The sequence below is a fragment of the Synechococcus sp. MIT S9504 genome, from assembly GCF_047497135.1.
Classification (GTDB): Bacteria; Cyanobacteriota; Cyanobacteriia; order PCC-6307; family Cyanobiaceae; genus Synechococcus_C.
In genome coordinates this window covers 2,346,292-2,373,071 of record NZ_CP138942.1, presented here as the reverse complement: position 1 = coordinate 2,373,071, position 26,780 = coordinate 2,346,292, and the positions used below count along the sequence as shown (strand labels likewise).

Genomic DNA, 26,780 nt, shown 5'->3' with positions numbered 1-26,780 from the left:
AAGTCAGGTCACTGCATTGATGGCATCCATGGCAATGGCCGCGATCGCCTGATCGCTGGCTTTCGGCAGCTGAACATATTTGCCCCCTGCGGCTTCGGCCAGGTCTTTGCCCATGCCACTGCCGATGAATTTGCGCTCGGTGTCGATCACCAGCAGCTTGATGCCCAGCATGCGGTAGCGCGTCGCCACATCCAGCACTTCCTGTTTGAGGTCTGGCTTTTCTTCGCCTTCCAGTTCCGGCTGGCCCAGGGATGTGCTCAGCGGCACGTTGCCTCGTCCATCGGTAATGGCCACGACCACAACCTGGCCCAGATCGCCTGTAGCCAGGGCATTGGCGCCAACCCGGGCTGCCTGGGTCAGTCCATGGGCCAGTGGTGACCCTCCGCCGCAGGGCATGGATTCCAGGCGCCGGCGCGCAGCGGTGATCGAGCGCGTGGGAGGCAGCAGCACCTCGGCCTGATCGCCGCGGAAGGGGATCAACGCCACTTCGTCGCGGTTTTCGTAGGCCTCGGTGAGCAGCCGAATCACGGCACCCTTGGCGCTCTGCATGCGGTTGAGGGCCATGGAGCCGCTGGCATCCACCAGAAAGATCACCAGGGCTCCGGCCTGGCGCTGCAGCAGCTTGGCGCGCAGATCAGATTCCTCAACAATCACACTGCGTCCGGGCTGGCGTTCGCGCCTTGCCTTCTGATAAGGCGCCGCAGCGCGCAGCGTGGCATCCACGGCGATGCGTCGTACTGGGCCCCTGGGCAGCATCGGTTTGACATAGCGGCCGCGGCTGTCGCTGAGCACGACCGAACGACTGCCGCTGCTGCCGCTCTTGCTCTTGGCAGCATTGAACAGCAGCAGGTCGGGATCGATGGACACCGCCTCTGGATCGAGCATGAATTCCTCGGGGACCGAGGGCGGTGCCTCGTCCTGATCCGACTCGTCATCGTCGCTGTTGTCGTCTTCGCTGTTTTCCTCTTTTTCGTTGTCGCTGGAGTCCTGCTCGGGCGGGTCGTTCTGATCTTGATCAGAGCCTTCCGGCGGCGGGGGTTGGTTCTCCGGGTTCTGCTCGCCTGCCTCCGGTGGTGGTGGGTTCTGGTCTTGAGGGGGTTCCGGCGGCGGTGGTGGCTCCATCTGCTGATCCGGCGGCGGCAGTTGTGACGCACGTGGTGCGATCACCAGGGCCACAGCCACCTGCAGGTCTTCCGCTTCGACCTGTTCACGACCGCTGAGGGCTGCATGGGCCCTGGCGACGCGCACGGCGTAGAGCTCGGATCGGTGCCCCTCTACGCCTCCGCGGATCGCTTCGGTGACGAGGTACTCGACCTGCTCACCACTGATGCGCACGTCCGGCAGCCACTGACGGGCCAGCAGCAGCTGGGTGGCCAGGGCATCAGTCTCCTCTTTCCAGCGCTCGGCAAAGCTGCGGCTGCACTGGCCGTGGCTCAACACCGCATTGGTGATTTCCACGCGCTCCTCCGTGCTCACCAGCTGATTGGCAGAGAGGGCGATCGCAAAGCGGTCGAGCAGGTGGTCGCGGACGTTGCCCTCCTCGGGGTTGTAAGTGGCGATCAGCAACGGCCTGCAGGGGTGGCTGAGGCTGAGGCCTTCCCGCTCCACCTGGTTTTCACCGGCGCCCACCACTGCAAGCAACAGATTGATGATGCCGTCATCGAGCAGGTTGAGCTCATCGACGTACAGCACTCCCCGGTGAGCTTCTGCCAGCAACCCCGGCTGGAACACAGGGCTGCCGCTGGCCAGGGATGCGGCCACGTCCACGGCACCGACCAGTCGGTCTTCGGTGATGCCAAGGGGCACCTGCACAAAGGGAGCGGGAATCACCTTGGAGGGTGGATCCTGGCTCAGCCGCTCGCGCCAGCTGGCATCCCATTCCTCGGGCCTGGTTGGGTCGAGGTTGAGCCCCGGTCCGGCAGGGAGATCCGCGCTCTCCTGATCCAGCACCTCGATCGGTGGCAGCAGGGCATGCAGGCCTCTTGCCAGCACCGACTTGCCGGTGCCTCTGCCCCCGGCGATGATCACGCCTCCCAGAGCGGGGTCCACCGCTGCCAGCATCAGCGACAGTTTCAGCGTTCCATGGCCTGTGATGGCTGCCAAAGGGAAGGCACGGCTTGCCTGTTCCTGAGCAGCTGTGCTGGCCATACCGCTGGCGACCCCTCCACCTGAAACCATGAATGTTTGCCGGCCCTGCGCGTGAGCCCCAGTCTCGCTGATCAGGCTCATTCGCTTGCCATCGCCCTTGGGGCGAACCTGCCGAGTTGCGCGGGTGAGCCTCGTCAGACTCTGATCACGGTCCGTCCTCAACTGGAGCAGCTTGTGATCCACTGGGCCAGGGCTGTTGCCGGAGAGCTGCGCTGCTCCTGGTCGCCACTGTTTGAGACGGCTGCAGTGGGCGGGCCTTCAGGGCAGCCGATGTACTGCAATGCCGTGGTGCTGTTCGAAGGAGTGCAGCGCCCCGCCGCCGAGGCTGCGGCGTTGGAGTTGCTCACGCAGCTGCATCAGCTTGAGCGGCGTTTCGGTCGTAATCGAAACAAGGAGCTGCAATGGGGTCCTCGCAGCCTCGATCTGGACCTGCTCTTCTGGGGGGAATGGCGACTGGACCATCCGTGCCTTGTCTTGCCTCACCCAAGGCTGCACCTGCGTCAATTTGTGCTTGAGCCCTTGCTGGCAGCCATGCAGCGATCTGTTGATTGGCGTCCCTGAATCAGACCTTCAACTCTGAAGAGGTCAGTTCGATCACTACGTCAGCCTGCTTGAGCAGATCCGGATCGTGGCTGCTGAACAAAACCAGTCGCTCCCTGGACCGTTCAAGAATCACCTCCCGAACCCGCTGGCTGGCGCTGGCATCAAGAAATGCCGTGGGCTCATCCAGAACTTCCACCGGTCGGCTCCGAAGCCAGGCTCTTAACAACCCGAGGCGATGGATCTCACCGCCGGAGAAGGGTGTCTGGGCAAGTGACATAGGGGTATCCAGGCCTTCCTGTCTGTCCAATAGGTGCTCCAGTCCCAGGCGATGCAGCCATTCCTTAATGGTTTGGTCGGCAAGATCGGCGCCAAGCAGCAGGTTGTCACGCAGGCTGGCTTCAAACAGAGCGGCATGTTGGGGTGCGCAGGCCATCAGTCCACGCAACTGCTGAGCAGCGGCCAGCCCGTTCAGCTGAAAAGTTGTGTTTTGGCCGTGGATTGTCCAGAAGCTCTTCTCTTCGTCATGCAGTCCGCTGATGCGATCCAGAAGCTTGGTCTTGCCGCAGCCTGAAGCCCCAGTGATCGCGACCAGTCGGTTGGGTTGAAGGCTGATGGATGTCGGCGCAGCTCCGCCAGGATCTGTGCTTTGCCAGTGAAGTCGGCTCCAGTGCTCCAGTTCGAGTCTTTGCAGAGAGCGTTCGCTGAGTGCTGTCCCAAAGGTCAGTAAGGGGTCAGCCCGCAGTTGTTGGCGGCGCTCACGCAGCGCCTCGTATCCAGGCAGGCTGCCGAGGCACAGGCGTCGGGCCTGCACCACAGCGCTCAGGGATGTACCGGCTCGGTAGGCCAGCACCAACGTTGTGGCCAGCACCTCAGCCGTGAGTGCTTCCCCCTGGATCAGCATCCAGAGGCCAGCAATGGCCACCACCAGCGTGTCGCGCCAGGCGTTGTAGCCCGCGCGTCTGCGCACGCGTTCCCTGAGCAGCCAGCGGCCTTTGGCGGTCTCCCGTGCAAAGCGATTCAGCAGCCAGACTTCAGCGGCAGCGGCACGCAAGGCATTGAGTCCATGCAGGCCATCCCCCACTGTTCGCTGCAGGGCTGCATTCAGGCGGCTCTGGATCCGGCCCAGTCCCCAACTGCCGGATCGCTTGAGCAGTGCTGCGCTCGCAGTGGCCGCCAGCGCCAGCAGCAGCGGCCAGGCTGCAGTGCGCCCCACCACCAGCACGCTGATGAGGTAAACCAGCATCGCCAGCAGCGCCTGAACCATGCGCAAGGCCTGATCCAGGCTCATGGCCGAGCGAGTGATGTCGGCCATCAGCAGTGCCAGCAGATCACCACGGCCGAGTTGATCCAGTTGCCGGGATGAGGCGGAGAACACCTCATGCAGCAAGTGTTGCCGAAGCCGGTCGGTGAAGCCTGAGCGCAGCCATTCCCTGCTGACAGCCACTCGAGCCTGGATCAGACCTCGAGCAAGGATGAGGCCCACCAGCAGCACCAGGCTGGACGACAGTGGCAGCTCTCTCAGCCAAGTCGGTGATGTAGCGAAATCTGTTCCCGAGCTCAGCAAAAGGCTCACGGCCAACCCAAGTCCGGCGATGTCCAGCAGGCTGCTGACCACGCTCAGCAAGGTCTGCAGGCTGAGTTGTCGCCAGCCCGCCTCCCGCGCCAAGGCCTTCAGGAGCTGCAGCTGCTGCCGCCGGGGGAGCACTTTGGGTGGCGAAGACTTCAAGGCTTGACCAGTGAGCGCGATGCCGAAAGAGGGGACAGTCCTCCGTCGATCCTGACGCTCACCCGCCATGCTGGTGCCGATCGTCCTGAGAAGCCATGGCCCCGCTGCCGGCTCCAGAGCCCTACGTGCTGCTGGAGACCATCGATGCCCTGGATGCGCGCAAGGTGCGCTTCGAGCGCAACCGCATCCGGTTGCCCATGGGGGTGGAGGGCAGCTTCGGCATCATCAAGCATCCGGGAGCTGCCCTGGCTGTCCCGATCACCGACGAGGGACAGGTGGTGGTGCTGCGTCAGTACCGCTTTGCTGTTCAGGCCAGGCTGCTGGAGTTCCCGGCCGGCACGCTTGAGCAAGGTGAAGATCCCCTGGAATCGATGAAGCGGGAGCTGGGTGAAGAGGCGGGCTACAGCGCAGCCCGCTGGGATGCACTCGGTCCAATGCTGCCTTGTCCTGGATATTCCGATGAGGTGATCCATTGCTTCCTGGCCAGGGATCTCACAGCGCTGGACAATCCCCCGGCAGGTGACGACGACGAGGATCTGGAGGTTCTGCAGATGAGTCCCGCTGAACTGGATGCTCGCTTGAGCTCTGGCGAGGAGTGGTTGGATGGCAAAAGCGTCACCGCCTGGTATAGGGCCAAGCAGCTGCTCGGTTTCTGAATGTTCGATCCAAGATGAGCACCTCTCGCACGCTGTTCTGGCACCGCCGCGATCTGCGCCTGACGGACAACTCAGGCCTTCAGGCGGCCGTAGCACTCAGCCCGGCTGTGACCGGTGTTTATGTGCTCGATCCGGCTCTGATCACTCCGCTACCCCAGCTGCCGCCGATGGCGCCGGCCCGCTTGTGGTTTCTGGTGGAGAGCCTGGTCGAACTGCAACAGCGCTGGCTGCAGGCTGGTAGTCGCCTGTTGGTGCTGGCCGGTGATCCAGTCCTGCTGCTGCCGCAGCTGGCGGCTCTGCTGGACGCGCCCACCGTGGTGTGGAGTCGCGATGTGGAGCCCTATGCCCGTGAGCGTGACCGTCGGGTGGCCAAGGCTCTGCAGACCGACGGGCGCAAGCTGCTTGTGGACTGGGACCAGCTGTTGGTGGCGCCGGAGTTACTGAAAACCGGTGGAGGTGATCCCTATCGGGTGTATGGACCTTTCCTGCGCAACTGGCGTGGTCAGGTCGAACGGCTCGCTCCACGCACCGCAGAAGCTCCGCAAGGCCTGCAGGATCTGACCCAGTCCCAGCTCCAGCAGATCAACGCCACTGAGGGAGATCTTGCTCGCCTCTGTTCCCAGGGACAGGCCGAGCTTGAGCGTCTGCGCAGCAGTCATGGATTCACCGGCACGGACCTGTGTCCTTGCAGGCCGGGAGAAGCTGCGGCGGCGGATCAGTTGGCGACCTTCGCTGATGGGCCCCTGCTTGGCTACGAGCCTGACCGTAATTTCCCCGGTCAGCAGGGGACCTCTTCGTTGAGTGCGGCTCTGAGTGTCGGCACGATCAGTCCCAGGCAGGCCTGGTGTGCTGCCCAGAGCGCCAAGCAGATGGTGCGCAGTGATGAACAGCAGCATGCCATCACGGTGTGGGAGCAGGAGCTGGGCTGGCGTGAGTTTTATCAGCAGGCGTTGTTCCATTTCCCCGAACTGGCTGATGGCCCTTACCGCGAGCAATGGCGACGCTTCCCCTGGGAGAACAACGAAGACTGGTTTGCCTTCTGGAGAGAGGGCCAAACCGGGATGCCGATCATCGATGCAGCGATGCGCCAGCTCAATCAGAGCGGTTGGATGCACAACCGCTGTCGCATGATCGTCGCCTCGTTTCTGGTCAAAGACCTGATCTGCGACTGGCGCTGGGGCGAGAGGGCCTTCATGGAGCTGGAGGTTGATGGCGATCTTGCGGCCAACAATGGCGGCTGGCAGTGGAGTGCCAGCAGCGGCATGGATCCCAAGCCCCTGCGGATTTTTAATCCCGCGACTCAGGCCTCAAAGTTCGACGCCGAGGGTGATTACATCCGTTACTGGTTACCTGAGCTGCGCCATGTGAACACCAAGGATCTGCTGAGCGGCGAGATTGGCGCGCTGGAGCGACGCGGATATCCCGAGCTTTTGATCGATCACAAGAAACAACAGGCCCACTTCAAGGGTCTCTACGCCACGATCCGATCCTGAGCTCAGGCCGCCACAGTGCAGGTCTGTGAATCCAATGGGGCGTTCTGGATCAGCAGCGAACGCAGCACGGAAATCACCTGTTCCTGCTGTTCGCTGGAGAGCTCCGGGAAGATCGGCAAACTCAGCACTTCGCTGCAGAGCTGCTCGGTCACTGGTAGACGGGTGTCTTGTTGCTGATCGGCATAAGCCGGTTGGCAGTGAATGGGAATGGGGTAGTAGATGATCGTGTTCACTCCACGCTCCTGCAGGCTCTGTTTCAGCCAGTCGCGGCAATGACTGCTGGGTAGCCCGAACTCACTGGGGCGATGACTGCCACTGGAGGAGATGTCAGTGGGGCAGACCGTGACACGCACCACAAACTGATTCCAGCCGTGACCATCGCCTGTCGATGCATCAGGGAGTAGTAGGCCTGGCACATCTTGCAGACCCTTGCGGTAGCGCTGGGCGATCTCCCGGCGGCGCTCCACCCATTGGTGCAGCCGGGGCAGTTTCACGTTGAGCACTGCGGCTTGCATCGCATCAAGCCGGCTGTTGTATCCGAGCTCTGTGTGCAGGTAACGGCGGGGCATGCCGTGCACGGCCAGTTCGCGCATGCGTTGAGCAAGAGCTGCGTCGTGGCAGGTCACTGCGCCAGCATCACCGGCCGCTCCCAGGTTTTTGGTGGGAAAAAAGCTGAAGCAGCCCGTATCCCCCCAGCTGCCGACTGGTCGCCCGTTCCAGCTCGCACCTGTTGCCTGAGCACAGTCTTCAACAACGCAAAGGTTGTGATCTTTGGCGATCGCCATCAACCGCGTCATGTCCACGGGGCGACCGAACAAATGCACCGGGATCAGGGCTTTGGTCGCGGGAGTGATCGCAGCAGTGATCTGATCGAGATCGATCAGGTAGGTGAGTGGATCCACATCCACGAAAACGGGGGTGGCACCCACAGCGCTGATGGCTTCTGCTGTGGCAAAGAAGCTGAAGGAGGCTGTGATCACCTCATCACCGGTCCCGATGCCGAGGGCTCTCAACGCCAGGATCAGGGCATCGGTGCCGCTGTTGCAACCAACGGCCTGGGCCGTGCCGACCACCGCTGCGAAGCGAGTTTCAAAGGTTTTGATTTCGCTGCCGCCGATGTACTGCCCGCTGCGCAACACACGCAGCGCGGCTTCATCGAGTTCCGGCCCCAGTTCGGCGAGCTGCTGACTGAGGCTGAAGGGAGGAACCTGCATGGGGGGCACCTTAAGCCGGTGCCCTGAACCACGGTGGCTCTTGTCCGGGATGCCACTTGATATTGCAGCCCACGGAAGGGTGCTGTTCTCCGTTGACAGGTTGACCGTTGAGGACCGCATCCAGTGCCCTGCGCAGATCGCGACCATCCGCTGGCACATCGTTGCCTGGGCGGCTGCCGTCGAGCTGGCCGCGATAGCGAAGGGTCTGAAGGCCTGCATCATCGGGGCTGAACAGATAAAACTCGGGCGTGCAGGCACCCTTGAGGGCTTTGGCCAGGTTTTGCTGCTCATCCAGGAGATAGGGGAAACTCCACTGCCGCCGCTTGGCCTGATGGCGCAGGCCCTCGGGACCATCCTGTGGATGGGTGGTGAGGCTGTTGCTGGAAACGGCCACCAAGGTCACGGCTGGGCCGTAGTGCTCTGCGAGCCTGCTCAGCTCGGGTTCCACATGCTTCACAAATGGGCAGTGCGCACAGATCAGCATCAACAGCAGCGGTTGTCTCGGTAGCGCGCTGTTGCTGAGAGTTGCTGCGGCAGCGGCATCCCTCAAGCTTCCGCTCACCACGGGCAACTTGAAGTCAGGTAACGCTTCGCCAAGGGGCAGCATGGTTGAGGGAGTGAGAGCCATGGCGAACGAGCAACAAATGGTGCACCGTTCTTCATCCTGGTTCAGACTCCGGCCTTCCGGTGCAGAGAACGCGTGCTCAGGCGTGCCCAGGCAGGTCGGATCTCAGTCATAACTGTTGTTCTGGTGCTGGCGGCCTGTTCGGCAGCGCAGGAACCCAGCTGGAAAGTTTTCCCGCTGCAGCGGCGGATGCCCCATGACGGGCTCGCTGTGGTGAGTCAGCCCGATGGCTACGGTCTCCACCTCTTCCTGGAAACCAACACGGACGATCCAGCGGAGTGCGCGCCGCGTTGGTTCCCCGATGCTGCACGTCTCTTCAACGGCAACGGCTCAGCACCCTTCAGTGCAGGCCTCGCACCGCGTGAGGAATTCTTCGCTGTCGTCCGTCGCAGCGATGTTCTCCAGGCTTTGCAGGCGCAGTTGAAGGCTCTTTGCCAGCAGCGGGCTCCCCAGGCTCGCTGGCGTTGGACTCCCCCGCCAACCGATGCGTCGGAGCTGATGCCTGTCCAGCTGCCGGCTTATGAGCAGCGGGATCTGCTATCAGATCCCGCTGAAGAGAAGCGGCTTGAGAACCAGTTGCTCGATGAAGCTCAGAAGCGTTCCCAGACCACCGGTTCGGCATCGCGCCAGTAGCGACTGAAGCGTCCCAGTCGCGGGGGCCGCGGCATGTCCACGAATGGTTCCGGCTCCAGCAGTTCCAGCGGGCAGTGCGATTCGATCGAGGCAGCGATGCGTTCCAGGCGGGGATCGACGGGCACGCTGCTCAGGACGCCATCGGCATGGTGATGTTCAGCGAAGGCGATCACTTCCTTGTCCACATCACCCTTGCGCAGTGTGATGGGTAGATCCAGGGCGCTTTCGTAGAGGAAGCCGAGTCGTTTGCGGCTGATGCAGGCTTCTCGGATCCATCGGGTGTCAAAGACAAAAATGGCGGGGTGATCCGGCCGCTCAAGCAGCGCTGGGTTGTTGGCGCCGAGTGCTTCCTCGTGCACCCAGATCACTGGTCGTTGAAGAGTCATGGCTTATCGCTTTGGTCGGGCCATGGCCGCATGACTGTTTCCGTTCAGGCTCTGTTTTCGGCCTGAGCGTTGCCGGTGGTTGCGGTTGCGTCTGGGGGGAACGTCTCGAATGGCGCCCTGGTTGGCGAACAGCTGATCTTCCAGTTGCTCATAACTGCCCTCGAAGGGGCAGCGCTCGCTGCTGGAGCAGGTCCTGCAGAACTGTCCATCACTGAACCGCTCCAGATTGCCTTTGTTGAAGAAATAGGGCTTGTGGCTGAAGCTGCTGGCCACCCATTGCCAACTCAGATGGTTGCTGGAGGGGTCTCCATCCAGCAGATGCTCCAGAAACCAGTCCGCGCCGGCCTTCCAGTGCACCTTGCGCCAATGCACCACGTAAGCAGCCAGCCACATGCGGGCGTGGTTGTGCAGCCAGCCACGGGTGATGAGCTCGCTCTGGAATCCGTCCATGCAGGCCAGACCTGTTGTTCCCTGGCGGATGTCCTCAGGGAGCTCCCTGGCGTAGGAGGCGGGATCGTGCCCTGTTTTCAGCTCTTCCTGGCTGTCGTGGATGCCATCACCAAGATCCCGCCACATCCGCTGCCAGAAGTCGCGCCATCCCAGCTCATTGATCAGCTTGCTTCCCTCATCCCGGCTGCGAATGCGCTGGAACACGGCATCCCTCACCTCGGCGAGGCTGAGCACACCGTGGCGGATGTAAGGCGATAAACCCGTGACCGCACCTCTGAGGTGATTGCGACTTTTGGTGTAGCGCCGTGGGTCGATACGACGCAGCGTTTGTTCCGCAGCGTCTCGACCTCCGCGCAGTGGGCTGAGCGCTCCGCCCGCCTCCGGGAACTCCTCTTCCAGCAGGCGTTCGAGCGCACCGCGGTCCGGGAGATCCCTGGGCAAGTCTCCAGGCCGTTCAGACCATGACAGCGATGTTGGGCTGGGTTGCGGGGGCACCGAACAGGGAATTTCTGAGTGTCATCCTGTCGATCCAGGGGCTCAAACGCGACCGCTGCTGGGAGTTCGGGTCGGGGATGGTGGAGAATCCCCCAACAGTTCAGCCAAGACCGGTCCGATGCTTCTCGATCTCACGGGCAAGAAGATCCTCGTCACCGGCATCGCCAACAATCGATCGATTGCCTGGGGCATCGCCCAGCAGCTCAAAGCGGCGGGTGCTGAATTGGGCATCACCTATCTCCCCGACGAGAAAGGTCGATTTGAGACCAAGGTTCGTGAGCTCACCGCTCCACTTGAACCTTCGTTGTTCCTGCCTCTGAATGTTCAGGATGCCGTTCAAATGGAAACGGTCTTCGCAGAGATCAAGCAGAAGTGGGGCGTGCTGGATGGATTGGTGCATTGCCTTGCTTTTGCGGGCAAGGAGGAACTGATCGGTGATTACAGCGCCACAACCTCTGAGGGTTTTGCCCGAGCTCTCGAGATCAGTGCTTATTCCCTGGCTCCACTGTGTCGTCATGCCAAGCCGTTGTTCAGTGAGAAAGCCGGGGTGGTCACGCTCACTTACCTGGGCGCTGAACGCGCGATTCCCAACTACAACGTGATGGGTGTGGCCAAGGCCGCTCTGGAAGCGTCCGTTCGCTATCTCTCCGCCGAGCTCGGTCCCGACAAGCAGGTTCGGGTGAATGCCATCAGTGCAGGCCCGATCCGCACGCTGGCGAGCTCGGCCATCGGTGGCATCCTCGACATGATTCACAACGTGGAGGAAAAGGCACCGCTGCGCCGCACCGTCACCCAGACGGAAGTGGGCAACACTGCTGCGTTCCTGCTCAGTGAGCTGTCCAGTGGTATTTCCGGCCAAACCATCTATGTGGATGCGGGGTATTGCATCAATGGCATGTGATTCAGTTGTGCTGTGAGATTGGGTCCGACGAATTCAGGGCTGGGTTGTTGAAGGCAACATCACTGATCTGAGCAGACCTCTGACGAACTGCTCGACGGTGCGATCGATTCCCCCGATCATGTTGTCCATTTCCTTGAAGCTTCTTTGCCACTCAACCCGCCGACTTTCAAGGTTGTTCTCATAGGTGCGTGTGATCGTTTCAACAGTGCAGCCGGTTTGAAATCCTTTGCTCAGGATCTGGCCGGCCAGCTCTCCGCTGTGAATGGCGCGGTCGATCCCATGCCCGATCATGGGGTCGACCAGTGAGGCCGCATCACCCGTGAGCAGAATCCCCAACGGGGATTGGGGCAGGGGATCGTCGGTTAAAACCGGAATTCCCCAGGTTCTGATGGCGTCACCTCTGGGAGCATGCTGACGGGTGAGCGCCAGGAGATCGCGACCGCTGAGTGGTGGAATGTCGCGGTGATGACACCAGTAGATGCCAGCGTTGGTTCCGCCATTCACTGAAAACCGCCAGGCGTAGGAGGGGTTCCGAGGCCACTGATAATCCATCAGTGAAACGTCCGGAGTGTCAACTTCGTCGCGCCTGGAATATCTTCGGCTCGCCAATGCAATCGGTCGCGCAGCGTGTTGTTCACGCGTCAGGTTCTGCACAACTGAGGAAACCCCATCACACCCCACCACCACCTCGGCGGTGATTTCGAATTTCCCTTGCACCTGACCCTCGCGGCTGCGAATTGTGCCTGAGACGCACCAGGGATCAGAGCTTGAGTGACGGTGGAGCGATTGCACCTGCCAACCGAATTCCATGGGCAATCCAGCTCTCGTGCAGCACTCAACCAGCCAGTTGTCGAGGTCGATGCGGCGAATGCTGTGAAAAGACGCTTCCCTCGTGCGCAGGCCAGTGCCCTCAAGTGAGTAGCCACTGGCTTCAGCGAGGGTGGGCGTCAGCTCCGCATAGCTGGGTTTGCGTGTCTCGCTGACAGATCTCTGGATGATCCTGGAGGGGATGTTGTTCTCTCTCAGGAAACGGAGTGCATCGCCTGTCAGGGCATCACCGCAGATCTTGTCTCTCGGGAAGTGGGCACGATCAATCGCCAGCACTTCAAGACCACTTTTCGCTAGCCCCATTCCGCAGGCTGTGCCTGCGGGGCCGAGACCCACGATCAGAACCTGAACCCTTCGTTTGAATGGCGCACTGCTCTTCTTCACGTCGGTGTCAAGGTCGGGGAATTGCATGGTTGTGGTTTCTGATTGCTTGCTCGTGCGGCACGATGAAGTCACTGAAAGCAATGGGATGACGCGACAAGGCGAGATCCATCGAGTGACCGGTGAAACCGATGTCAAGGTGTGCCTTGATCTTGACGGCAGTGGCAAGTGTCAGGCCAGCACCGGCGTGCCCTTCCTGGACCACATGCTCCATCAGATCAGCAGCCATGGCTTGATTGATCTTGAGATCAATGCGGTGGGTGATACCCACATTGATGATCACCACTCCAATGAAGACGTGGGCATTGCCGTCGGACAGGCTCTGGCGCAGGCCCTGGGTGATCGGCGCGGCATCGTGCGTTTCGGTCACTTCGTCGCTCCATTGGATGAAGCGCTGGTGCAGGTCGTGCTGGATTGTTCCGGCCGCCCACATCTCTCCTACAGCCTCAGCATTCCAAATCAGAAGATCGGTCGCTACGACACCGAGCTGGTCAAGGAATTCTTTGTGGCGGTGGTCAACAACAGCGGGCTCACCCTCCATATCCGTCAGCTGGATGGAACCAATTCCCATCACATCGTTGAAGCCTGTTTCAAGGCCTTTGCCCGGGCCTTGCGTATGGCAACGGAGATCGACCCGCGGCGTGCAGGTGCGGTTCCCAGCAGCAAGGGTGTGCTTGAGCAGGCAGGGGCGACCTGAGTCTTCGCCGCGCTTCACAGTCCGTTACGAGAAGATGGAGATCGCTGCTGTTGTTCCCCGTGACCGTCGCTCCCGCTGCTGAACGTTTCAACCGGTCGGAATGGGCCAGCGCCTTCCGCAATGTGGAGCAGGAGCTCACTGATGTTGCGCTTCAGCCGGTGAGGGGCAGCGTGCCATCAGAGCTGCTGGGAACTCTCTATCGCAATGGCCCTGGGCTGCTGGAGCGTAACGGCCAGCGCGTCCACCATCCCTTTGATGGTGACGGCATGATCACCGCGATTCAGTTCAAGGCTGAGGGTGTTTCGCTCACCAATCGTTTTGTGCGTACTGCTGGCTGGCAGGCCGAAGAAGCGGCAGGCAAGGTGCTGTATCGAGGGGTTTTCGGAAGTCAGAAGCCCGGAGGTCCGCTGGCCAATGCCTTTGATCTGAGGTTGAAAAACATCGCCAACACTGGCGTTGTTCAGCTTGGCGACCAGTTGCTCGCACTCTGGGAAGCAGCCGAACCCCATGCGCTCGATCCCCGAACCCTCGAGACCCACGGCATCAGCCTGCTGGGCGGTGTTCTGAAGAAAGGTGAGGCCTTCAGTGCCCATCCTCGCTTCGATCCCGGACATCACGGTCGCCCGCGCATGGTCACCTTCGGGGTCAACACCGGGCCACGCAGCACCATCCGTTTGATGGAATTCGCCACGGAAGATGACTCCGCCGCCGGGATCAAGGCAGGAGATCTTCTCAGCGACCGCCGTGACAGCTTCAACGGCTTCGCCTTCCTGCACGATTTCGCCATCACACCCAACTGGGCTGTGTTTCTCCAGAACGCGATCGATTTCAACCCGCTTCCTTTCGTGCTTGGCAGAAAGGGTGCGGCCCAGTGCCTGCAATCCAAGCAGAATGGCCAGGCCAAGTTCTGGCTGATTCCACGGGACAGCGGTGCCTTTGCAGGCCAATCCCCGCGGATTGTGGATGCACCCGAGGGCTTTGTGTTTCATCACCTCAACGCCTGGGAACAGGAGGGTGATGTGGTGGTGGAGAGCATTTACTACAGCGATTTCCCATCGATCGGTCCCGATGTCGACTTTGCAGCGGTTGACTTCGATCTGATCCCCGAGGGGCTGCTCGAGCAGTGCCGCATCAACTTGGAGAGCGCCACGGTGCAGACCACGCGTCTGAGTGAACGCTGCTGTGAATTTGCGATGGTGAATCCTGTGAAGGAAGGCCTTCCCTGTCGCTTCGCCTGGATGGCAGCCGCAGCGCGCGAGCAGGGTAATGATCCGCTTCAGGTGGTCAAAAAGCTTGATCTGGTCAGCGGTGAGCGCCAGATCTGGAGTGCCGTGCCCCACGGCTTTGTGAGTGAGCCACTGATGGTTCCCAGGCATGGGGCAAGCGCTGAAGACGATGGCTGGGTGCTGGAACTGGTGTGGAACGGTGATCGGGAAGGTTCTGATCTTGTGATTCTTGACGCGGCTGATCTGCGCGAACTGGCGGTGTTCGAGCTGCCGTTGGCGATACCCCATGGCCTGCACGGCAGCTGGGTTGATGCCTGCTGACTCAGTCGGACTCGGTGGTGTCTGAAGCAGCGCCGGTCATGGTTATGAAATCTTTCCAAGCTCCGCATGACTTAGACAGCGACTCAGGTTCCATTCGCTGTCTCGCCTGTGATGCCTTCTGAGCTGAATCCCCCCGTGATCTCTTTGGCAGCAGCAGTTTTGCTCGCTCCAGCCGTCTCGCTGCTGCCGCCAGCGGCCAAAGCTGAGATTCAGGGTCCTGTTTGCCGTGGCACCCTTCTTCAGCTGAATCTGCAGGAGAGCGGTGAAAGCCGTACGGATCGTTTCCGTTTCAATTTGCGCCTCGAGGCAGAGGGCTCGACGACCGCAGCCGCACTGGAACAACTCAATCAGCGTCAGGTCAGGCTGCGCGAGGAGTTGGAGACCCTTGTTGATGGGCGGCTTGTGATTCCGGCACCCAACACCTATGCCATGCCCGGTTCTCAGCCATCAAGGGGCTATCGGTCTTCAACAACCATCACCGGAACGGTTGGTCGCAGCAACTACGACCCCTTGATTCAGCGCGCCGGCCGTTTGCCGGGTGTCCGTCTCCAGGGCATGACCTCCCTGCCATCTGCCGAGGGGCAGGATCGTTTGCAGCACCAACTGCTTGAGAGGGCTCTTGAGCGCGGTCGCAGGCAGGCCGAGCAGACGGCAGCATCCCTCGGGCTTCGCAGGGTGGCGCTGCTGCGCATCGATCAGCGCAGTCATGCCTCGGTTCGCCCTGCCGCGATGGCGGTCAGTGCGGCGCCACGGTTCAGGCCTGAGGAAGCGCCGCTGCCCACAGCCAGCCTCAGTCTTGCGCTGGATTACTGCCTCAACTGAGCTCATTCCCCCACACTGATCATCAGCTGGCGGCAGAGAGTCATGGAGGGGAGACGCAGCGATCGGCTGCTCTGGGTCACGAGTCTTCTGTTCGTGGTCTGGCTGGTCTGGGTGGAAACCAGCTTTCAGTATTTCCAGGGTTCCCTGGGATCGGATCTGCGTCTGCACTCGGCGGGAGTGGCTCTGGTGGCCGGCAGCTTTTTGTTGCCTTACGGCCTGGTGCAGGTGCCCGTTGGTCGCCTGATTGACCGGGGCAAGGTCGAGCTCTGGCTGCTGCTGGCTGCGTTGGCTGCAGCATGTTGCAGTCTGGTTTTTGCCAGCAGCGACAGCCTGCAGGGGCTGCTGTTGTCTCGCATCGGCACCGGCATGGCCTGCGCTGTGGCTTTTCCGGCATCCGCGTTGCTGGCGCGGCGCAGCCTGCCAGCAGATCGCTTCGCCTTGGCCATGGGATTCACCGATGGTTTGCTGGGAATCGGTGCCGCCCTGGCGGCCGTGGTGCCCCTGTTGCTGGGTCGCTCCGGTTGGCGGGAACTGGTGCTGCTCCAGGGCCTTTCACTGGCTTTGATGGTGGCGTTGCCGATGCTTCTGCTTGGGGCCAGCCGTCGCTCGCCCGCCATGGCGCCGGCAGCAGAGCAGGAGGTTCGCCTGCAGCGTTGGACCAGGGCTGGAGTGAATCGCCTGATTCAGTGCTGTCTGCTTTATGCGTGGGGACTTGGCTTTGTGTTCGGGATGGCACAGTACGGCCTGCTCTCCAGTCTGAGGGGCTGGTCCAGTTCACTGATGGAGAGTCTCACCCTGATCATGTCGATCGGCCTGGTGGTGGGGATGGTCAGCAGTGGGGCTCTCGGCGGACGCCCTCAGCAGCGTGGACGCTTGTTGCTGATCGGCACTGTGATCACCTTGCTTTCGCTGCTGCTGTTGATCGTGCCCTCGTTGCCGCGTGGGGTGCTGCTGCTGCCCGCCTTCAGCTTCGGTGTCGGCATCGGTACGTCGGTGTTGGCGTTCCCGATCGCGGAAGCCGCTGCACCTTCAGGGCAAACGGCACTGACGGTGTCGATCGTCAACACTTCCGGAACGGTGATGGGCGGATTGATGACGATCGTGTCGGGGTTGATTCTTCAGGCCTCTCCTCCAGGAGACCTGTCGCTGGTGCTTCTGATCTACGGAGCACTGGCGCTGTTTGGTTTGGCGATGGCCAGCTGGATCAGTTTCAGCCCTGAGCAGGCTGCCGCTGACGCCATTGCTTCCAGGCCAGGCGTGGTGCAGTCCAGAGACTCAGCAGAACCAGAGGGGTGACAGGCACGGCCGTGATCACAATGAAGGCCTGCAGAGCGTTGATCGAGGTGTTGTCGCCCAGGCTGGTGCCGATGCGCAGCAACACCAGCGTGAGGCTGCCGATCATCAGTGCCCAGAACAAACGCAGCAGGGCCGGTGGTGTGCTCTGAGCACTCACCACCATGGCTGCGGCATAACTCATCGAGTCGGCACTGGTGGCCATGAACAGCACCACCAGCACGAGGCCGACAGGAATCAGCAGCCATGACAGGGGAAGCTGGCCGAGAATCGCCAGCAGTGCGCCCGACTCCCCGCTGGCTGTGAGCGGGCCGCTGATCGAGCCGGGGTTGGCGAGCTCCAGCTGCATGCCGGAGCCGCCGAGCAATGTGAACCAGATGTTGGTCACGATCGGGCAGAGGATGGCTACCGCCAAGACCAGTTCGCGCAGAGTGCGGCCGCGGCTGACGCCTGCTGTGAACAGACCCATCAGCGGTGCGTAGCCGAGGAACCAGCCCCAATAGAACACCGTCCAGCCATTCACCCAGTTGCCCGGGCTGCTGTTGGCTGCCAGGGCCATGCCCGGCAGGTTGATGAGGTAGAGCCCGAATGCGCTCAAGAAATGCTGAATCAGCCAGATCCCCGGGCCCAGCAACAGCAGAGCTGCAGCAAGCCCAAGGGTCAGCCAAACGTTCAGTTCAGAGAGCCACTTGATGCCGCGTTGAATTCCACTCACGGTTGAGGTGGCAAATACTGCTGTGAGCAAGACCACCACCAGAGATTGCAGTCCGGCGCTGTCGCTGAAACCCGGCAGCATTCCCGCGGCGTTACTGAGCTGGAGTGAGAGGAAGCCGAGTGGCCCCACGGTGCCTGCAATGGCCGCCACCACGGAAAGGCCGTCAGCGAGATCTCCTAGAGGACCCTCCACCCAGCCGCTGGGGAGGATTCCCACCAGCAGTGTGCGTGGTCGCAAAGGCTCCCCTCGTTGCTCCTGGATGGAGAGGGTGATGGTCACCGTTGTTGCCACCAAGGCCCAGGCCAGAAATCCCCAGTGCAGGAAGCTCACGGCCAGAGAGGGATCCACGGCGGCGGCTGTCGATCCCTCCACTCCGGCGAAGTACGGCGCTGGAGTCCGGAAGTGGAACAACGGTTCAGCGGCGGACCAGAACACCCCCCCACCGGCCAGCAGCGTGCAGATCAGCACAGCGCACCAGTCGAAGAATTTCAGGCTTGGTTTGGCATCAGCTCCTCCAAGGCGCAAGCTCCCGATCGGGCTGAGCGCCAGCACGATGGCAATCACAAACAGCAGCAGCACCATCCACTGCCACAGACCGCCGAGAGCGTTGCTGACAATGGCTTTGCCTGAGCTGGTGAACTGCTCCGCCAGTTTGAGGTCAATGGCTGCCACCACAAGAAAAACCAGCAGTGGCCCTGCGCCGATCAACAGCGGTCTGCGTCGCCACCATGGATTGGTTTCAGTCGCGCCGTCCTGGAGGGTTGATGGGTCGGGCAAGGGAGATGTCTTCGCGAGAGGGGCTTCAGATGCTGACGGCTTCGCGCTGGTGACTCCAGCAGGAAAGATCCATGGCAGGGGCGTCCCCGCTGGCCAGGCGTGCCAGCGAGTCGCCGATCAGAGGCGCGAATTTGAAGGCTTGGCCTGAGCCGCCGGCAAACAGGCTCAGCTTGGGGCTCAGACGATCCAAAACGAAATTCACATCACTGGCCATCGAGTAGGGACTGATCACCGTTTCGACCCGTTCCTGGACGCCTTCAACGTCGTTGAACAGAAACGTATCGAGCAGTTCGACCAGCCTTGCTGGTGGCTCTGTGGCCATGGCATTCGGTTCTGCGACACGCAGCTCTTTAGGCGCCCAGTCGATTCCCGCCTTGATTCGCGGCCGGCCGTCGTGGGTGTGGCTGAGCACCGGGAAGCCGTAATAAAGACCTCCGTCATCGCCGCGTTCCTTCTGGAAGCAGAACCATTGCGGATAACGATCCGCCAACGCAGGGTCCACGGTGTAGTGAGCCCAGAGCATCGGCCATACCTCGAGTTTCGGCGCGAGACCCAGTGGAGCCAGCATCAGTTGGCTCCAGATGCCACAAGCCACGACCAGTTGTTCGGCGGCGATGTGATGTCCACCCTCAAGCGTCACGCCACCACCGTCGGCATCCAGGTTGGCCACCGGGCAGTGCTCGATCAATTGATGTCCGGCGTTGCGGGCCGTGCGGATCCAGTGGGCAACCACTTTGTCGCTGCGCACCGCACCAGCGGTGGGCTCGAACAGTCCGGTGAAATCGCTCTTCGGCTTCAGAGGAAAACGGGCTGAGATCTGTTCGGCATTGAGGGCTTCATAGGGAATGCCCTGCTCGTCCATGACCCGGCGGGCTCCTGGAATCGAGCCTTCGATGGTCTCCTCGTCCCAGCTTTCGCCGTAAAAGAGCAGTCCATGGGTTTCGCGCAGCTGTTCTCCTGCGTGGATCTCTTCCTCACGCCAGAGCCTGTTCGCCTCCTGCGCCAGACGGCAGAGAACGGGATCGGAATACATCTCCCGGAACATCCTGGTTTCGCCAAAGCTGCTGGCTTTGGCATGCGCCAGGGTTTTGGCCTCGAGCAACAGCACGTCGGTGATCCCGCGACGGGCCAGGGACGCCGCACAGCTGAGACCGGCCATGCCACCGCCGACAATCACCACTGCGGCTTTGGCTGGAAGAGAAGCTGAGCTCATGCCACATCCCCGAAGCTGAGGCCGATGGGATCGGTCTCCCGTTCGGCGGTGACTTCCACGAGAGCTGCTCCAACGGAGAGGCCCTGATCGCGCTGATTCAGGAAGTCAGTCGCGCGCTGGCGCACCTCGCTGCGCACGAAGGCGTAGACATCCTCCGCACCTGCACCCTTCCAGGCGTCGGGTGAGAAGCGCTCGATCGAGTCAGCAATCACGGCGCCCGCATTGACCAATGGATCCGGCAGCACACGGATGCCGCGGCGACGCAGGTCGTCGGCGAGCTGAGTGCTCTGGAAGGGAGCATTGGCCGCTGGGACCACGGATTTGACCCTCAGGGCCGAGGCGATTTCAGCATTGATCAGACCTGAGATCGAGCAGGGGAGCAGCAGATCCAGCTTCAGCTCCCACCAGGGACACTCCTGAGGCAGAGGAGTGGCACCAGGGAAGCCTGCACGTTCGCAACTGAGATCCACGGTGAACACGGTCCAGCCGTGTTGAACAAGGGCGCGGGCCACGGTGCCGCCGACGGCGCCACATCCATGAACCAGTGCCCGACCCGGTGTCGCGTCAGCCAGCGATGATTCGAGCACCGCTTCGACGGCGCCGAGAGTGCCATGAGCCGTTGCTGCGCTGGCATCAACAGGGCTGCCGACGGCTGCCAGCACATGGGGCGTGAGTTCGGTCAGGCGCTCCATATCCTCCAGGCTGGTATTGAGATCACAGCCGGTGATCATGGCTCCGTCGAGAGACTCCAGAAGCCCGGCGGTGATGCTGATCAGTTCGTCCTTCACCGCCTCCGGTTCGGCGGCGCGCGCCACGATCTTGCCGCCGGCAAAACCAGTGCCGTAGAGGTCGTGTTTGTGGGTCATCAGCCCTGCCAGTCGCTGACCATCAGCAATGCAGGCCTCATCGCTGGGGTAATTGAGCAGACGCAGGCCGCCGTTGGCCGGACGGCGTGCATCCGTGTTCTCGGCGACCACGAACACCGACAGATGGTCGGAGACATGTTCAGCTAGCACCGAGACGTCCGGCGCGGGTCGGGTTGTTGTTGTCATCAGTCCACTTTCTCCATCATTTGGTGGTGCTCCACGTAATCCAGACTCCACTCAGAGGGGGCTTCCGCAATGCGTTGCTCCAGGCGGCGGTACACCTCATCGGCCGCTGCATCACCAGCAGCGCTGGCGAAGCTGTGACGGCTCCAACTGCGGATCGTGGCCATCAGTCCAGCTGCGAAGGCTGCCGTGTCGCCGTTCTCCTCCCAGCGGCGGCGGTAGGGGCACTTGACGTAAACGGTGCGCTCATCCACCAGACGCAGACCATTGCGGTAAGGCGCTGAGCTCTGATCTTTCAGCGGCGCCATGAACTCATCGGGTGATTTGTAGAAGTTCAGCACCGTCCCCTTGCGGTACTGCTCCTCGGAGATCACACCTTCGTCGGCGAGGCTCTTCCAGATCTGATGCAGCTGGTCGTGCACATTGCGGGTTTCGCCTCCGTTATGGCCGAGGTAGCGACCCTCTTCATCCCGGGACAGGTTCACCGTCAACAGGCGACCACCGACCTTGAGCTCTTTGCTGCGTAATTCCAGAACGGCAGTCCAGTCCTTGAGCGCCTGTGCCGTGAAGCGTTGCAGAGCATCGGCATCGCCGGATGCCAGCACGTGGGTATGGGTATTCAGGGGACCTGGCGACTCACTCAGCCAGTGCATGGCGGTGGCGGAAAAGCCAAAACTCACCGTGTTGGGACCTACGGATGGCTCGTAGAAGCTGCGGGCACTCACCAGAACGGTGGGTTTGGGAGCGCGCGCAATCTGCAGTGCCAGATTTTCGGCCAGGGCAACGTTGTCATTGCTGGGCAGATCGTTGCCGATCAGGGTCAGGTGGGCCTGGGGCTGGTTGGCATGCAGGCGGTCCAGCACCTGGTGCCACAGACCTACTGCAGTGCCTCCATCGGCGGCGCCGTAATCGATCAGGACATAGCTGTCAGCAGCAGCCAGTTGGTCAACACAAGTCAGGGCCCAGTCCGAGGCGGCTTCGATGCAAAGCAGAGCGCCTTCAGTCTGTGCGCTGTAACCGGTGGTCATGGCGATGGCCATTGACCTCGTCAGCGACAGATCACACCGTACAGGAGCTGTTTGTCAGCACCTCGTCACAATCAGTGCATTCCTGGGTCTCACTGCTGAGAAAGCAGTTGTTGCAAGCCTGGTTCCAGAAGTGCGAAAGCCCGACCACGGTGGCCATGGGATTTTTTTTCCTGCAGAGACATTTCGGCGAAGGTTTTCTGTGTGCCTTCAACTTCAAAAATCGGGTCGTAACCGAAGCCCTGATCTCCCCTCGGTGATCGGGTAATCCATCCCTTGCAATGGCCCTCCACCTCGAGCAGCACCGTGCCGTCAGGAGCCGCCACACAGAGAGCTGCACAGAAGCGGGCATTGCGATTGTCTTCAGGCTTAAGCGCCTGCAGAAGTCGAGCGATCCGTTCCGGATCGCTCGGGGCATAGCGGGCGGAGTGAACGCCTGGAGCTCCATCAAGAGCATCCACACTCAGCCCTGAATCGTCCGCGAGAGCCCATTCCCCGGTCTTGGCCGCCACGGCAACGGCTTTGATACGGGCGTTGGCGGTGAAGGTATGACCGGTTTCTTCCACCTCCAACCCTTCAGGCTGGGCTTTCACTTTCAGCGGAAGTCCGCTCAGCAGACCTTCAAATTCCCGCACCTTGCCCTGGTTGCCGCTGGCGATCACCAGTGTTTGCCTGTCCATGCTCAAGCGCTCTCAGCGAAGCGGCGGGCCCAGGCGAGCACGGCTGCCACACGATCGCTGTCGGGTGCTTCGCAGTACAACCGGAGCAGGGGTTCAGTGCCGGAGAAGCGCAACATCAACCAGTGGCTGGGGCCAAGTCTCAGTTTCACACCGTCCGTTGTGATCACCTCTGCCACCGTCTGTCCTGCCACTTCTTCTGGAGGCTGGGTTGCCAGCAGATGCTCCAGGCGTCGTCGGGACTCCATATCGGCCAGGCGCAGATCGAGCCGGTCGTAATGACTGGAGCCACCGCAGCGCTGACGCAGAGACTGCATCCGCGCTCCCAGCGGCATCCCGCCCTGAACAAGGGCCTCCAGCACGAGCATGGCCGCGAACAGCGCATCACGTTCAGGCAGGTGCATGCCGAAGCCGACACCTCCAGACTCCTCTCCGCCGATCAGCACATCACCCGCCAGCATCTCTGCGGCGATGTATTTGAAGCCCACAGGAAGTTCAAGCACTTCCCTGCCCAGGTCTTCGGCCACCAGGCGCATCAGGTCCGAACCGCTGACGGTCTTGACCACGCTTCCCGGTAACTGCCTTGCTCCGGCGAGGTGATCGATCAGCAGAGGCATCAGTTGCTGGGTGCTGCAGAAGCAACCGTGCTCATCCACGGCTGCAATGCGGTCGCCATCACCATCGAAAACAAGGCCCACTGCAGGCTGCCCGTTGCGACTGGAGGATTGAACCGCCGCAATTAGATCCTGAAGGTGAGAGGCGAGAGGTTCCGGAGGGCAGCCGCCGAAGAGAGGATCACGCTGGCTGCGGATCTCAGAGACAAGACCTTCGGCATCCGACCCGAGCAGATCAGACACACAACCTGCCGCAGAGCCATGCATCGGGTCCACGATCACCTGCAGCCCCATGGCCTTCAGCCCAGAGCTGATGGCGTCCAGATTCAGCTTGGTTCGCAGCCCCTCAAGGTGTTCGCTGCGGGCGTCAAAGCGAGTTGGCTCCCCTGCAACCGGCACGCTGATGCCGCCTGCGGCCAAGCGCCGTTCCACCGCGGCAGTGAACGTGCCATCCACCGATCCGCCGAACGGTCCCTTGATCTTCAAACCCAGCCATTCGGGCGGGTTGTGGCTGGCCGTGATCACAAGGGCTCCCAGCGCCCGGCGCTGCACCACCGTCCAGCTGCATGCCGGTGTGGGAACAGGAGTGCTTGTGAGCAGTGGTTCCAAGCCAACTCCGCGCACCGAGGAAGCAATCGCCTCAGCAAGCTCCGGTGCCAGGAAACGGCGGTCGTAGCCGATTACCACGGTTTTGCTGTTGAGCGGATCCGATGCTTGATGGGCAAGTTCCTGTGCTGCGGCTGCTGCCACCGGCAGCAGCCGCTCCATGGTGATGTCCACCCCTAGGATTCCCCGCCATCCGTCGGTGCCGAAACGGATCGGAGCTGCGCTCAGAGGGAGGGGAGCCGACGCCATGGCATGCCTGTAGTCCATCTGGATTTAGCAGTTGGCCGCCTTAACCTCAGACCATGGGTGACACCCCTTCTGCTGACAAGCCACTCACCGACCGACTGCTGCGCAGCTGGTCCCGCTGCCGGCGCCGGGCCTGGCTCGATCGCCATGGTGATCAGGGCAAGAGGGTTTACACCGCCCATCGCACTCTCCAGCTTGATGATCAGCAACGCAGTTTTGTTGCGTTGCTGCCCCACAAGCCTGGACACGGGCTCGCCGCCTGTGAGCGGGGTGAAGTCGGTGTGGTGGGACTGAGACTGCGCGGACAGACCGCAGAGGGTTACAGCATTGAGGCGCATCCCGCTCTGCTGCAGCGTCAGCCGGGCAGCAGTCGCTGGGGAGATTATGTTTACCGGCCTGTGTTGGCCCGACAGGGGCGACGACTCACCCGGGAGCATCGACTTCAGCTGGCGTTGTCAGCCCGTCTGCTCGCACAACTTCAGCAGGCTCCTGTGATCGATGGCCTGGCTCTGGCGGGAGCAGGCCGTTACCTCGAGAAGGACAAGGTTGCTCTCGGTGAAAACCTGCAGCGTCAGCTGGATGAGGCATTGCGCAAACTGGCGGCAGATCTGGAGCGGACCGAGGCACCCCCGCTCGCGTCTGACCGGCGCAAGTGCTCGTTGTGCAGCTGGCGAGCCGTGTGCAATGCCGAGGCACGTCGGATTGGGCATCTCAGTGAGGTCAGTGGTATCGGCGCCAAGCGTCGGGAGATGCTTCTCGAGCTCGGGATTGATGGTTTGCATGCACTTGCCGATGCCGACCCGCATCGTCTGGCCGAGCAGCTGCAGCGATTTGGAGACCAGCACGGCGCCGTGGCGGCTCCACTCGTGGCTCAGGCCCGAGCCCAGCGGGATGGACAAGCGGAGACTCTGGCCGATTCACCGGCGCTGCCGGAACTGATCAAGGCGCCTGGGGTGTTGATCTATGACATCGAATCAGACCCGGATGCCCGTGATGACTTTCTGCATGGATTTGTCTGTCTGCCTCGGGATCCCGACGGCCGCTGGGCTGTTGAGCGGGCGAGTTATCACCCTTTGCTGATGCTCCAGGAACATGGAGAAGGCCGTTGCTGGCAACGCATCAGGCGATTCCTGAACCGTTATGAGGGCTGGCCGGTGCTCCACTTCGGCGAGACGGAGTCGCTGGCTCTGTGCAAGATGGCCCAACGTCAGGGCGTCAGTGATGGGGATCGGCATGCCCTGCGCTGCAGGCTTGTCGATGTGCATGCTCGCCTGCGCATTCACTGGCGACTTCCTCTCAACAGCTATGGGTTGAAGACAGTGGCCAACTGGCTTGGATTCAGTTGGAGTCAGGCTGGTGTCGATGGTGCAAGGGCTCTGCTCTGGTGGAGGCAGTGGCGCGGGACCGGACCACTGGACCGGGGGCATGTCCAGGCTCTGCGCTGGATCTTCGCTTACAACCGTGATGACTGTATGGCCACCTGGACGGTGGCGGCATGGATGCTGGCAGCCGACAGCCGCTCTCAACCTCGGGCGGGTGGGTCGCAGAAGGCACTGGGTCGTGCGATGGAGACCTCCACATCACTGCTTCCTGCTTGCAGTGTTTCCGCTTCGAGCGCCTGACGTCTGACCAGGGCGAGGCCGAAACTGCCCCCCGTTGCATGGTCTGTGGACACGCTGGTGATGATCCCTGCACGGGAGTCATTCAGCTTGAGCTGATCGCCGCTTTGCAGGACATTTTTTGTGTCAGAGGTGCTGTGCCAGCAACGCAGCTGCTGTTTCACACCACCGCGGGACGCCAGCTTGGCCACGGTTTCCTGGCCGAGATAACAGCCTTTGTTCAGCTCGACCCAATCGGATAAACCCAGTTCAAAGGGATTGGTGTCGCCAGTGAGCTCCTGTTCTCCCAGGGGCCAGCCCTGCTTGTTCCGCCAGCACTCCAGTTCTGTGGCGCTGCAGGGTGAAAGATCTGCCCAGGAGCTCGGCGGCTCGCTGCTTTCACTGAGCCAGATCACCTGGTTCAGGTCGGGTGCCTTGCCCGCTTCCAGGCGTTGCAGCCGGCGCTGCTGACGCTGTTCTCCCAGTCGCACCTGGTCTGCAGGAAAGATCACCCGATCAAACCCGCCGGCGACGCTGTCGCTGTCTCCGTTGAGCACGAGGACATCGGCGCCTGCGGAATCCAGACGAATTTCAAGCAAGGCCTGCACGCGGCCAGTGGCATTAAGCCAACAGGCCTGGATCAGATCGCCGGGGGCGCAGCCGTCGACCTTTGCGCTGGTCTGGCCATGCAGAAAACTGCCGCAGCCGCTTCCCTCAAGGCGGATGAGAGGAAATCGTCCATCCCAGATCAATTCCGCTGCGTCCTGATGGCTGTTCATCACTGTTCAGGCTCCCTGCTCTGTGCAAGCTCCCTGGCTTTGGCCGCGACTTCGCTGAGTCGAAACAGGCTGACCAGTTGCAGGCCTGCCTCATCCATGGCCTCCTGGCCACCTTCCTCACGATCGACGATGGTGACCACGCGCCGAACGCGGTATCCGGCTTCCTTCAGCTGGTTGACAGCCTGGATGGAGGAGCCACCGGTCGTGACGACGTCTTCCAGCACCGTCACCAGGGCACCCGCCTCAGGCAGTGGGCCCTCCAACCAGGCACCGGTGCCATGGCCTTTGGCCTGTTTGCGCACAATCAGCGCATTCAGATCACGGCCCTGTTGCGCCGCTGCCATGGCAACCCCGCTGACCAAGGGATCTGCCCCAAGCGTGAGGCCACCCACGGCCATGGCTTCCTTGTCCACCAGAGCCAGCATGGCTGGACTGAGCAAAGCAAGGCCGCTGCCACTGAGGGCCACCGGTTTGCAGTTCACATAGTGTTCGCTGCTGCGACCCGATGCGAGAGTGAACTGCCCGTGCCGGTAAGCCTCTAGGGCCAGTCGGTCCAGCAGGACCTGGCGATCCAAAAACGGCTCGGAATTGACGGGCATGGGGGCTGGTGCTTCGCGGATCCTCTGCCTAGTTTGCGCGCAGT

25 protein-coding genes are annotated in these 26,780 nt (G+C 61.7%); 10 read left to right on the top strand and 15 right to left on the bottom strand.

The window, feature by feature from the left end; all coding sequences use genetic code 11:
- Positions 1–3 precede the first annotated feature (3 nt).
- Positions 4–2,178 carry a putative cobaltochelatase gene (locus SIB58_RS13200; RefSeq protein ID WP_066905067.1) on the bottom strand — a complete coding sequence of 725 codons (2,175 nt, stop codon included), beginning with the start codon at positions 2,176–2,178 and terminating at the stop codon, positions 4–6.
- A 21-nt stretch (positions 2,179–2,199) separates the two neighbouring features.
- Between SIB58_RS13200 and folK the strand changes: the two genes are divergently transcribed.
- Positions 2,200–2,709 (top strand): 2-amino-4-hydroxy-6-hydroxymethyldihydropteridine diphosphokinase, encoded by a 510-nt coding sequence (folK, locus tag SIB58_RS13195; protein ID WP_066904812.1) that lies wholly within the window; start codon positions 2,200–2,202, stop codon positions 2,707–2,709.
- A 1-nt stretch (position 2,710) separates the two neighbouring features.
- Here folK and SIB58_RS13190 read toward each other — a convergent pair whose 3' ends face one another.
- Positions 2,711–4,486, bottom strand: coding sequence for an ABC transporter ATP-binding protein (locus SIB58_RS13190; protein WP_082823357.1), 1,776 nt, complete (start codon positions 4,484–4,486; stop codon positions 2,711–2,713).
- A 26-nt stretch (positions 4,487–4,512) separates the two neighbouring features.
- On the opposite strand from SIB58_RS13190, the gene SIB58_RS13185 reads away from it, so the two are divergent.
- Both SIB58_RS13185 and SIB58_RS13180 read left to right on the top strand, forming a co-directional pair.
- The gene (locus tag SIB58_RS13185; RefSeq protein WP_066904810.1) at positions 4,513–5,073 is read left to right on the top strand and encodes an NUDIX hydrolase; all 561 of its coding nucleotides are present in this window, start codon (positions 4,513–4,515) and stop codon (positions 5,071–5,073) included.
- 14 nt (positions 5,074–5,087) lie between these two features.
- Positions 5,088–6,566: an FAD-binding domain-containing protein gene (locus tag SIB58_RS13180; RefSeq protein ID WP_066904808.1), complete on the top strand. Its 1,479-nt coding sequence runs from the start codon at positions 5,088–5,090 to the stop codon at positions 6,564–6,566.
- 2 nt (positions 6,567–6,568) lie between these two features.
- Here SIB58_RS13180 and SIB58_RS13175 read toward each other — a convergent pair whose 3' ends face one another.
- A complete protein-coding gene (locus tag SIB58_RS13175; protein ID WP_066904806.1) occupies positions 6,569–7,780 on the bottom strand; it encodes a DegT/DnrJ/EryC1/StrS family aminotransferase in 1,212 nt (403 codons plus the stop codon).
- Positions 7,781–7,790: 10 nt separating this feature from the next.
- On the bottom strand, positions 7,791–8,408 hold the full coding sequence (locus tag SIB58_RS13170; RefSeq protein ID WP_066904804.1) for a thioredoxin family protein: 618 nt from the start codon (positions 8,406–8,408) through the stop codon (positions 7,791–7,793).
- Between the two features lie 72 nt (positions 8,409–8,480).
- On the opposite strand from SIB58_RS13170, the gene SIB58_RS13165 reads away from it, so the two are divergent.
- Positions 8,481–9,038, top strand: a complete 558-nt coding sequence (locus tag SIB58_RS13165) for a hypothetical protein (protein ID WP_231856948.1) — start codon at positions 8,481–8,483, stop codon at positions 9,036–9,038.
- Here SIB58_RS13165 and SIB58_RS13160 read toward each other — a convergent pair.
- Both SIB58_RS13160 and SIB58_RS13155 read right to left on the bottom strand, forming a co-directional pair.
- On the bottom strand, positions 8,996–9,424 hold the full coding sequence (locus SIB58_RS13160; protein WP_066904802.1) for a hypothetical protein: 429 nt from the start codon (positions 9,422–9,424) through the stop codon (positions 8,996–8,998). The genes SIB58_RS13165 and SIB58_RS13160 overlap by 43 nt on opposite strands.
- A gap of 3 nt (positions 9,425–9,427) precedes the next feature.
- The gene (locus SIB58_RS13155) at positions 9,428–10,369 is read right to left on the bottom strand and encodes an FAD-binding domain-containing protein (RefSeq protein ID WP_156486656.1); all 942 of its coding nucleotides are present in this window, start codon (positions 10,367–10,369) and stop codon (positions 9,428–9,430) included.
- A 118-nt stretch (positions 10,370–10,487) separates the two neighbouring features.
- Between SIB58_RS13155 and fabI the strand changes: the two genes are divergently transcribed.
- Entirely contained in the window at positions 10,488–11,270 is a 783-nt protein-coding gene (gene fabI / locus SIB58_RS13150; RefSeq protein WP_066904800.1) for an enoyl-ACP reductase FabI, read from the top strand.
- A gap of 33 nt (positions 11,271–11,303) precedes the next feature.
- Here fabI and SIB58_RS13145 read toward each other — a convergent pair whose 3' ends face one another.
- A complete protein-coding gene (locus SIB58_RS13145; RefSeq protein WP_066904798.1) occupies positions 11,304–12,509 on the bottom strand; it encodes an NAD(P)/FAD-dependent oxidoreductase in 1,206 nt (401 codons plus the stop codon).
- 58 nt (positions 12,510–12,567) lie between these two features.
- Between SIB58_RS13145 and hisB the strand changes: the two genes are divergently transcribed.
- The 4 genes from hisB to SIB58_RS13125 all read left to right on the top strand — a co-directional run bounded on the left by hisB (position 12,568) and on the right by SIB58_RS13125 (position 16,841).
- A complete protein-coding gene (hisB, locus tag SIB58_RS13140; protein WP_066905059.1) occupies positions 12,568–13,176 on the top strand; it encodes an imidazoleglycerol-phosphate dehydratase HisB in 609 nt (202 codons plus the stop codon).
- Between the two features lie 59 nt (positions 13,177–13,235).
- Positions 13,236–14,723: a carotenoid oxygenase family protein gene (locus SIB58_RS13135; protein WP_066905057.1), complete on the top strand. Its 1,488-nt coding sequence runs from the start codon at positions 13,236–13,238 to the stop codon at positions 14,721–14,723.
- Between the two features lie 111 nt (positions 14,724–14,834).
- Entirely contained in the window at positions 14,835–15,545 is a 711-nt protein-coding gene (locus tag SIB58_RS13130) for an SIMPL domain-containing protein (protein WP_066904796.1), read from the top strand.
- A 42-nt stretch (positions 15,546–15,587) separates the two neighbouring features.
- Entirely contained in the window at positions 15,588–16,841 is a 1,254-nt protein-coding gene (locus SIB58_RS13125; protein WP_067326435.1) for an MFS transporter, read from the top strand.
- Here SIB58_RS13125 and SIB58_RS13120 read toward each other — a convergent pair.
- The 6 genes from SIB58_RS13120 to SIB58_RS13095 all read right to left on the bottom strand — a co-directional run bounded on the left by SIB58_RS13120 (position 16,756) and on the right by SIB58_RS13095 (position 23,763).
- Positions 16,756–18,330 carry a BCCT family transporter gene (locus tag SIB58_RS13120; RefSeq protein ID WP_067326432.1) on the bottom strand — a complete coding sequence of 525 codons (1,575 nt, stop codon included), beginning with the start codon at positions 18,328–18,330 and terminating at the stop codon, positions 16,756–16,758. The two genes, SIB58_RS13125 and SIB58_RS13120, sit on opposite strands and share 86 nt — an antisense overlap.
- Positions 18,331–18,355: 25 nt before the next feature.
- A complete protein-coding gene (locus tag SIB58_RS13115; protein ID WP_067326430.1) occupies positions 18,356–19,543 on the bottom strand; it encodes an FAD-dependent oxidoreductase in 1,188 nt (395 codons plus the stop codon).
- Positions 19,540–20,595 (bottom strand): Glu/Leu/Phe/Val dehydrogenase dimerization domain-containing protein, encoded by a 1,056-nt coding sequence (locus tag SIB58_RS13110; RefSeq protein ID WP_067326427.1) that lies wholly within the window; start codon positions 20,593–20,595, stop codon positions 19,540–19,542. Before SIB58_RS13110 ends, SIB58_RS13115 begins: the two co-directional genes overlap by 4 nt.
- Complete coding sequence (locus SIB58_RS13105; RefSeq protein ID WP_067326425.1) at positions 20,595–21,632, bottom strand: SAM-dependent methyltransferase; 1,038 nt, start codon at positions 21,630–21,632, stop codon at positions 20,595–20,597. The genes SIB58_RS13110 and SIB58_RS13105 overlap by 1 nt, the downstream gene beginning before the upstream one ends.
- A 77-nt stretch (positions 21,633–21,709) precedes the next feature.
- A complete protein-coding gene (gene rdgB / locus SIB58_RS13100; RefSeq protein ID WP_066904786.1) occupies positions 21,710–22,297 on the bottom strand; it encodes an RdgB/HAM1 family non-canonical purine NTP pyrophosphatase in 588 nt (195 codons plus the stop codon).
- A gap of 2 nt (positions 22,298–22,299) precedes the next feature.
- Positions 22,300–23,763 (bottom strand): phosphoglucomutase/phosphomannomutase family protein, encoded by a 1,464-nt coding sequence (locus tag SIB58_RS13095; protein ID WP_067326489.1) that lies wholly within the window; start codon positions 23,761–23,763, stop codon positions 22,300–22,302.
- Between the two features lie 53 nt (positions 23,764–23,816).
- Here SIB58_RS13095 and SIB58_RS13090 point away from each other — a divergent pair, with 53 nt between their 5' ends.
- Positions 23,817–25,382 (top strand): TM0106 family RecB-like putative nuclease, encoded by a 1,566-nt coding sequence (locus tag SIB58_RS13090; RefSeq protein ID WP_082823356.1) that lies wholly within the window; start codon positions 23,817–23,819, stop codon positions 25,380–25,382.
- Here SIB58_RS13090 and SIB58_RS13085 read toward each other — a convergent pair.
- Both SIB58_RS13085 and pyrE read right to left on the bottom strand, forming a co-directional pair.
- On the bottom strand, positions 25,283–26,137 hold the full coding sequence (locus tag SIB58_RS13085; protein WP_067326423.1) for a YgfZ/GcvT domain-containing protein: 855 nt from the start codon (positions 26,135–26,137) through the stop codon (positions 25,283–25,285). The two genes, SIB58_RS13090 and SIB58_RS13085, sit on opposite strands and share 100 nt — an antisense overlap.
- Positions 26,137–26,736 carry an orotate phosphoribosyltransferase gene (pyrE, locus tag SIB58_RS13080; protein WP_067326421.1) on the bottom strand — a complete coding sequence of 200 codons (600 nt, stop codon included), beginning with the start codon at positions 26,734–26,736 and terminating at the stop codon, positions 26,137–26,139. The genes SIB58_RS13085 and pyrE overlap by 1 nt, the downstream gene beginning before the upstream one ends.
- Positions 26,737–26,780: the final 44 nt, after the last annotated feature.

Bases quoted from the DNA above. Each gene is read 5' to 3' on its own strand.
- SIB58_RS13145 (WP_066904798.1), bottom strand. From the start codon at position 12,509: ATGCAATTCCCCGACCTTGACACCGACGTGAAGAAGAGCAGTGCGCCA.
- hisB (WP_066905059.1), top strand. From the start codon at position 12,568: ATGACGCGACAAGGCGAGATCCATCGAGTGACCGGTGAAACCGATGTC.
- SIB58_RS13115 (WP_067326430.1), bottom strand. From the start codon at position 19,543: ATGAGCTCAGCTTCTCTTCCAGCCAAAGCCGCAGTGGTGATTGTCGGC.
- SIB58_RS13200 (WP_066905067.1), bottom strand. From the start codon at position 2,178: ATGGTTTCAGGTGGAGGGGTCGCCAGCGGTATGGCCAGCACAGCTGCT.
- SIB58_RS13110 (WP_067326427.1), bottom strand. From the start codon at position 20,595: ATGACAACAACAACCCGACCCGCGCCGGACGTCTCGGTGCTAGCTGAA.
- SIB58_RS13095 (WP_067326489.1), bottom strand. From the start codon at position 23,763: ATGGCGTCGGCTCCCCTCCCTCTGAGCGCAGCTCCGATCCGTTTCGGC.
- SIB58_RS13175 (WP_066904806.1), bottom strand. From the start codon at position 7,780: ATGCAGGTTCCTCCCTTCAGCCTCAGTCAGCAGCTCGCCGAACTGGGG.
- SIB58_RS13185 (WP_066904810.1), top strand. From the start codon at position 4,513: ATGGCCCCGCTGCCGGCTCCAGAGCCCTACGTGCTGCTGGAGACCATC.
- SIB58_RS13090 (WP_082823356.1), top strand. From the start codon at position 23,817: ATGGGTGACACCCCTTCTGCTGACAAGCCACTCACCGACCGACTGCTG.
- SIB58_RS13180 (WP_066904808.1), top strand. From the start codon at position 5,088: ATGAGCACCTCTCGCACGCTGTTCTGGCACCGCCGCGATCTGCGCCTG.
- rdgB (WP_066904786.1), bottom strand. From the start codon at position 22,297: ATGGACAGGCAAACACTGGTGATCGCCAGCGGCAACCAGGGCAAGGTG.
- SIB58_RS13190 (WP_082823357.1), bottom strand. From the start codon at position 4,486: ATGGCGGGTGAGCGTCAGGATCGACGGAGGACTGTCCCCTCTTTCGGC.
- SIB58_RS13170 (WP_066904804.1), bottom strand. From the start codon at position 8,408: ATGGCTCTCACTCCCTCAACCATGCTGCCCCTTGGCGAAGCGTTACCT.
- pyrE (WP_067326421.1), bottom strand. From the start codon at position 26,736: ATGCCCGTCAATTCCGAGCCGTTTTTGGATCGCCAGGTCCTGCTGGAC.
- SIB58_RS13085 (WP_067326423.1), bottom strand. From the start codon at position 26,137: ATGAACAGCCATCAGGACGCAGCGGAATTGATCTGGGATGGACGATTT.
- SIB58_RS13160 (WP_066904802.1), bottom strand. From the start codon at position 9,424: ATGACTCTTCAACGACCAGTGATCTGGGTGCACGAGGAAGCACTCGGC.
- SIB58_RS13130 (WP_066904796.1), top strand. From the start codon at position 14,835: ATGCCTTCTGAGCTGAATCCCCCCGTGATCTCTTTGGCAGCAGCAGTT.
- SIB58_RS13125 (WP_067326435.1), top strand. From the start codon at position 15,588: ATGGAGGGGAGACGCAGCGATCGGCTGCTCTGGGTCACGAGTCTTCTG.
- fabI (WP_066904800.1), top strand. From the start codon at position 10,488: ATGCTTCTCGATCTCACGGGCAAGAAGATCCTCGTCACCGGCATCGCC.
- SIB58_RS13105 (WP_067326425.1), bottom strand. From the start codon at position 21,632: ATGGCCATCGCCATGACCACCGGTTACAGCGCACAGACTGAAGGCGCT.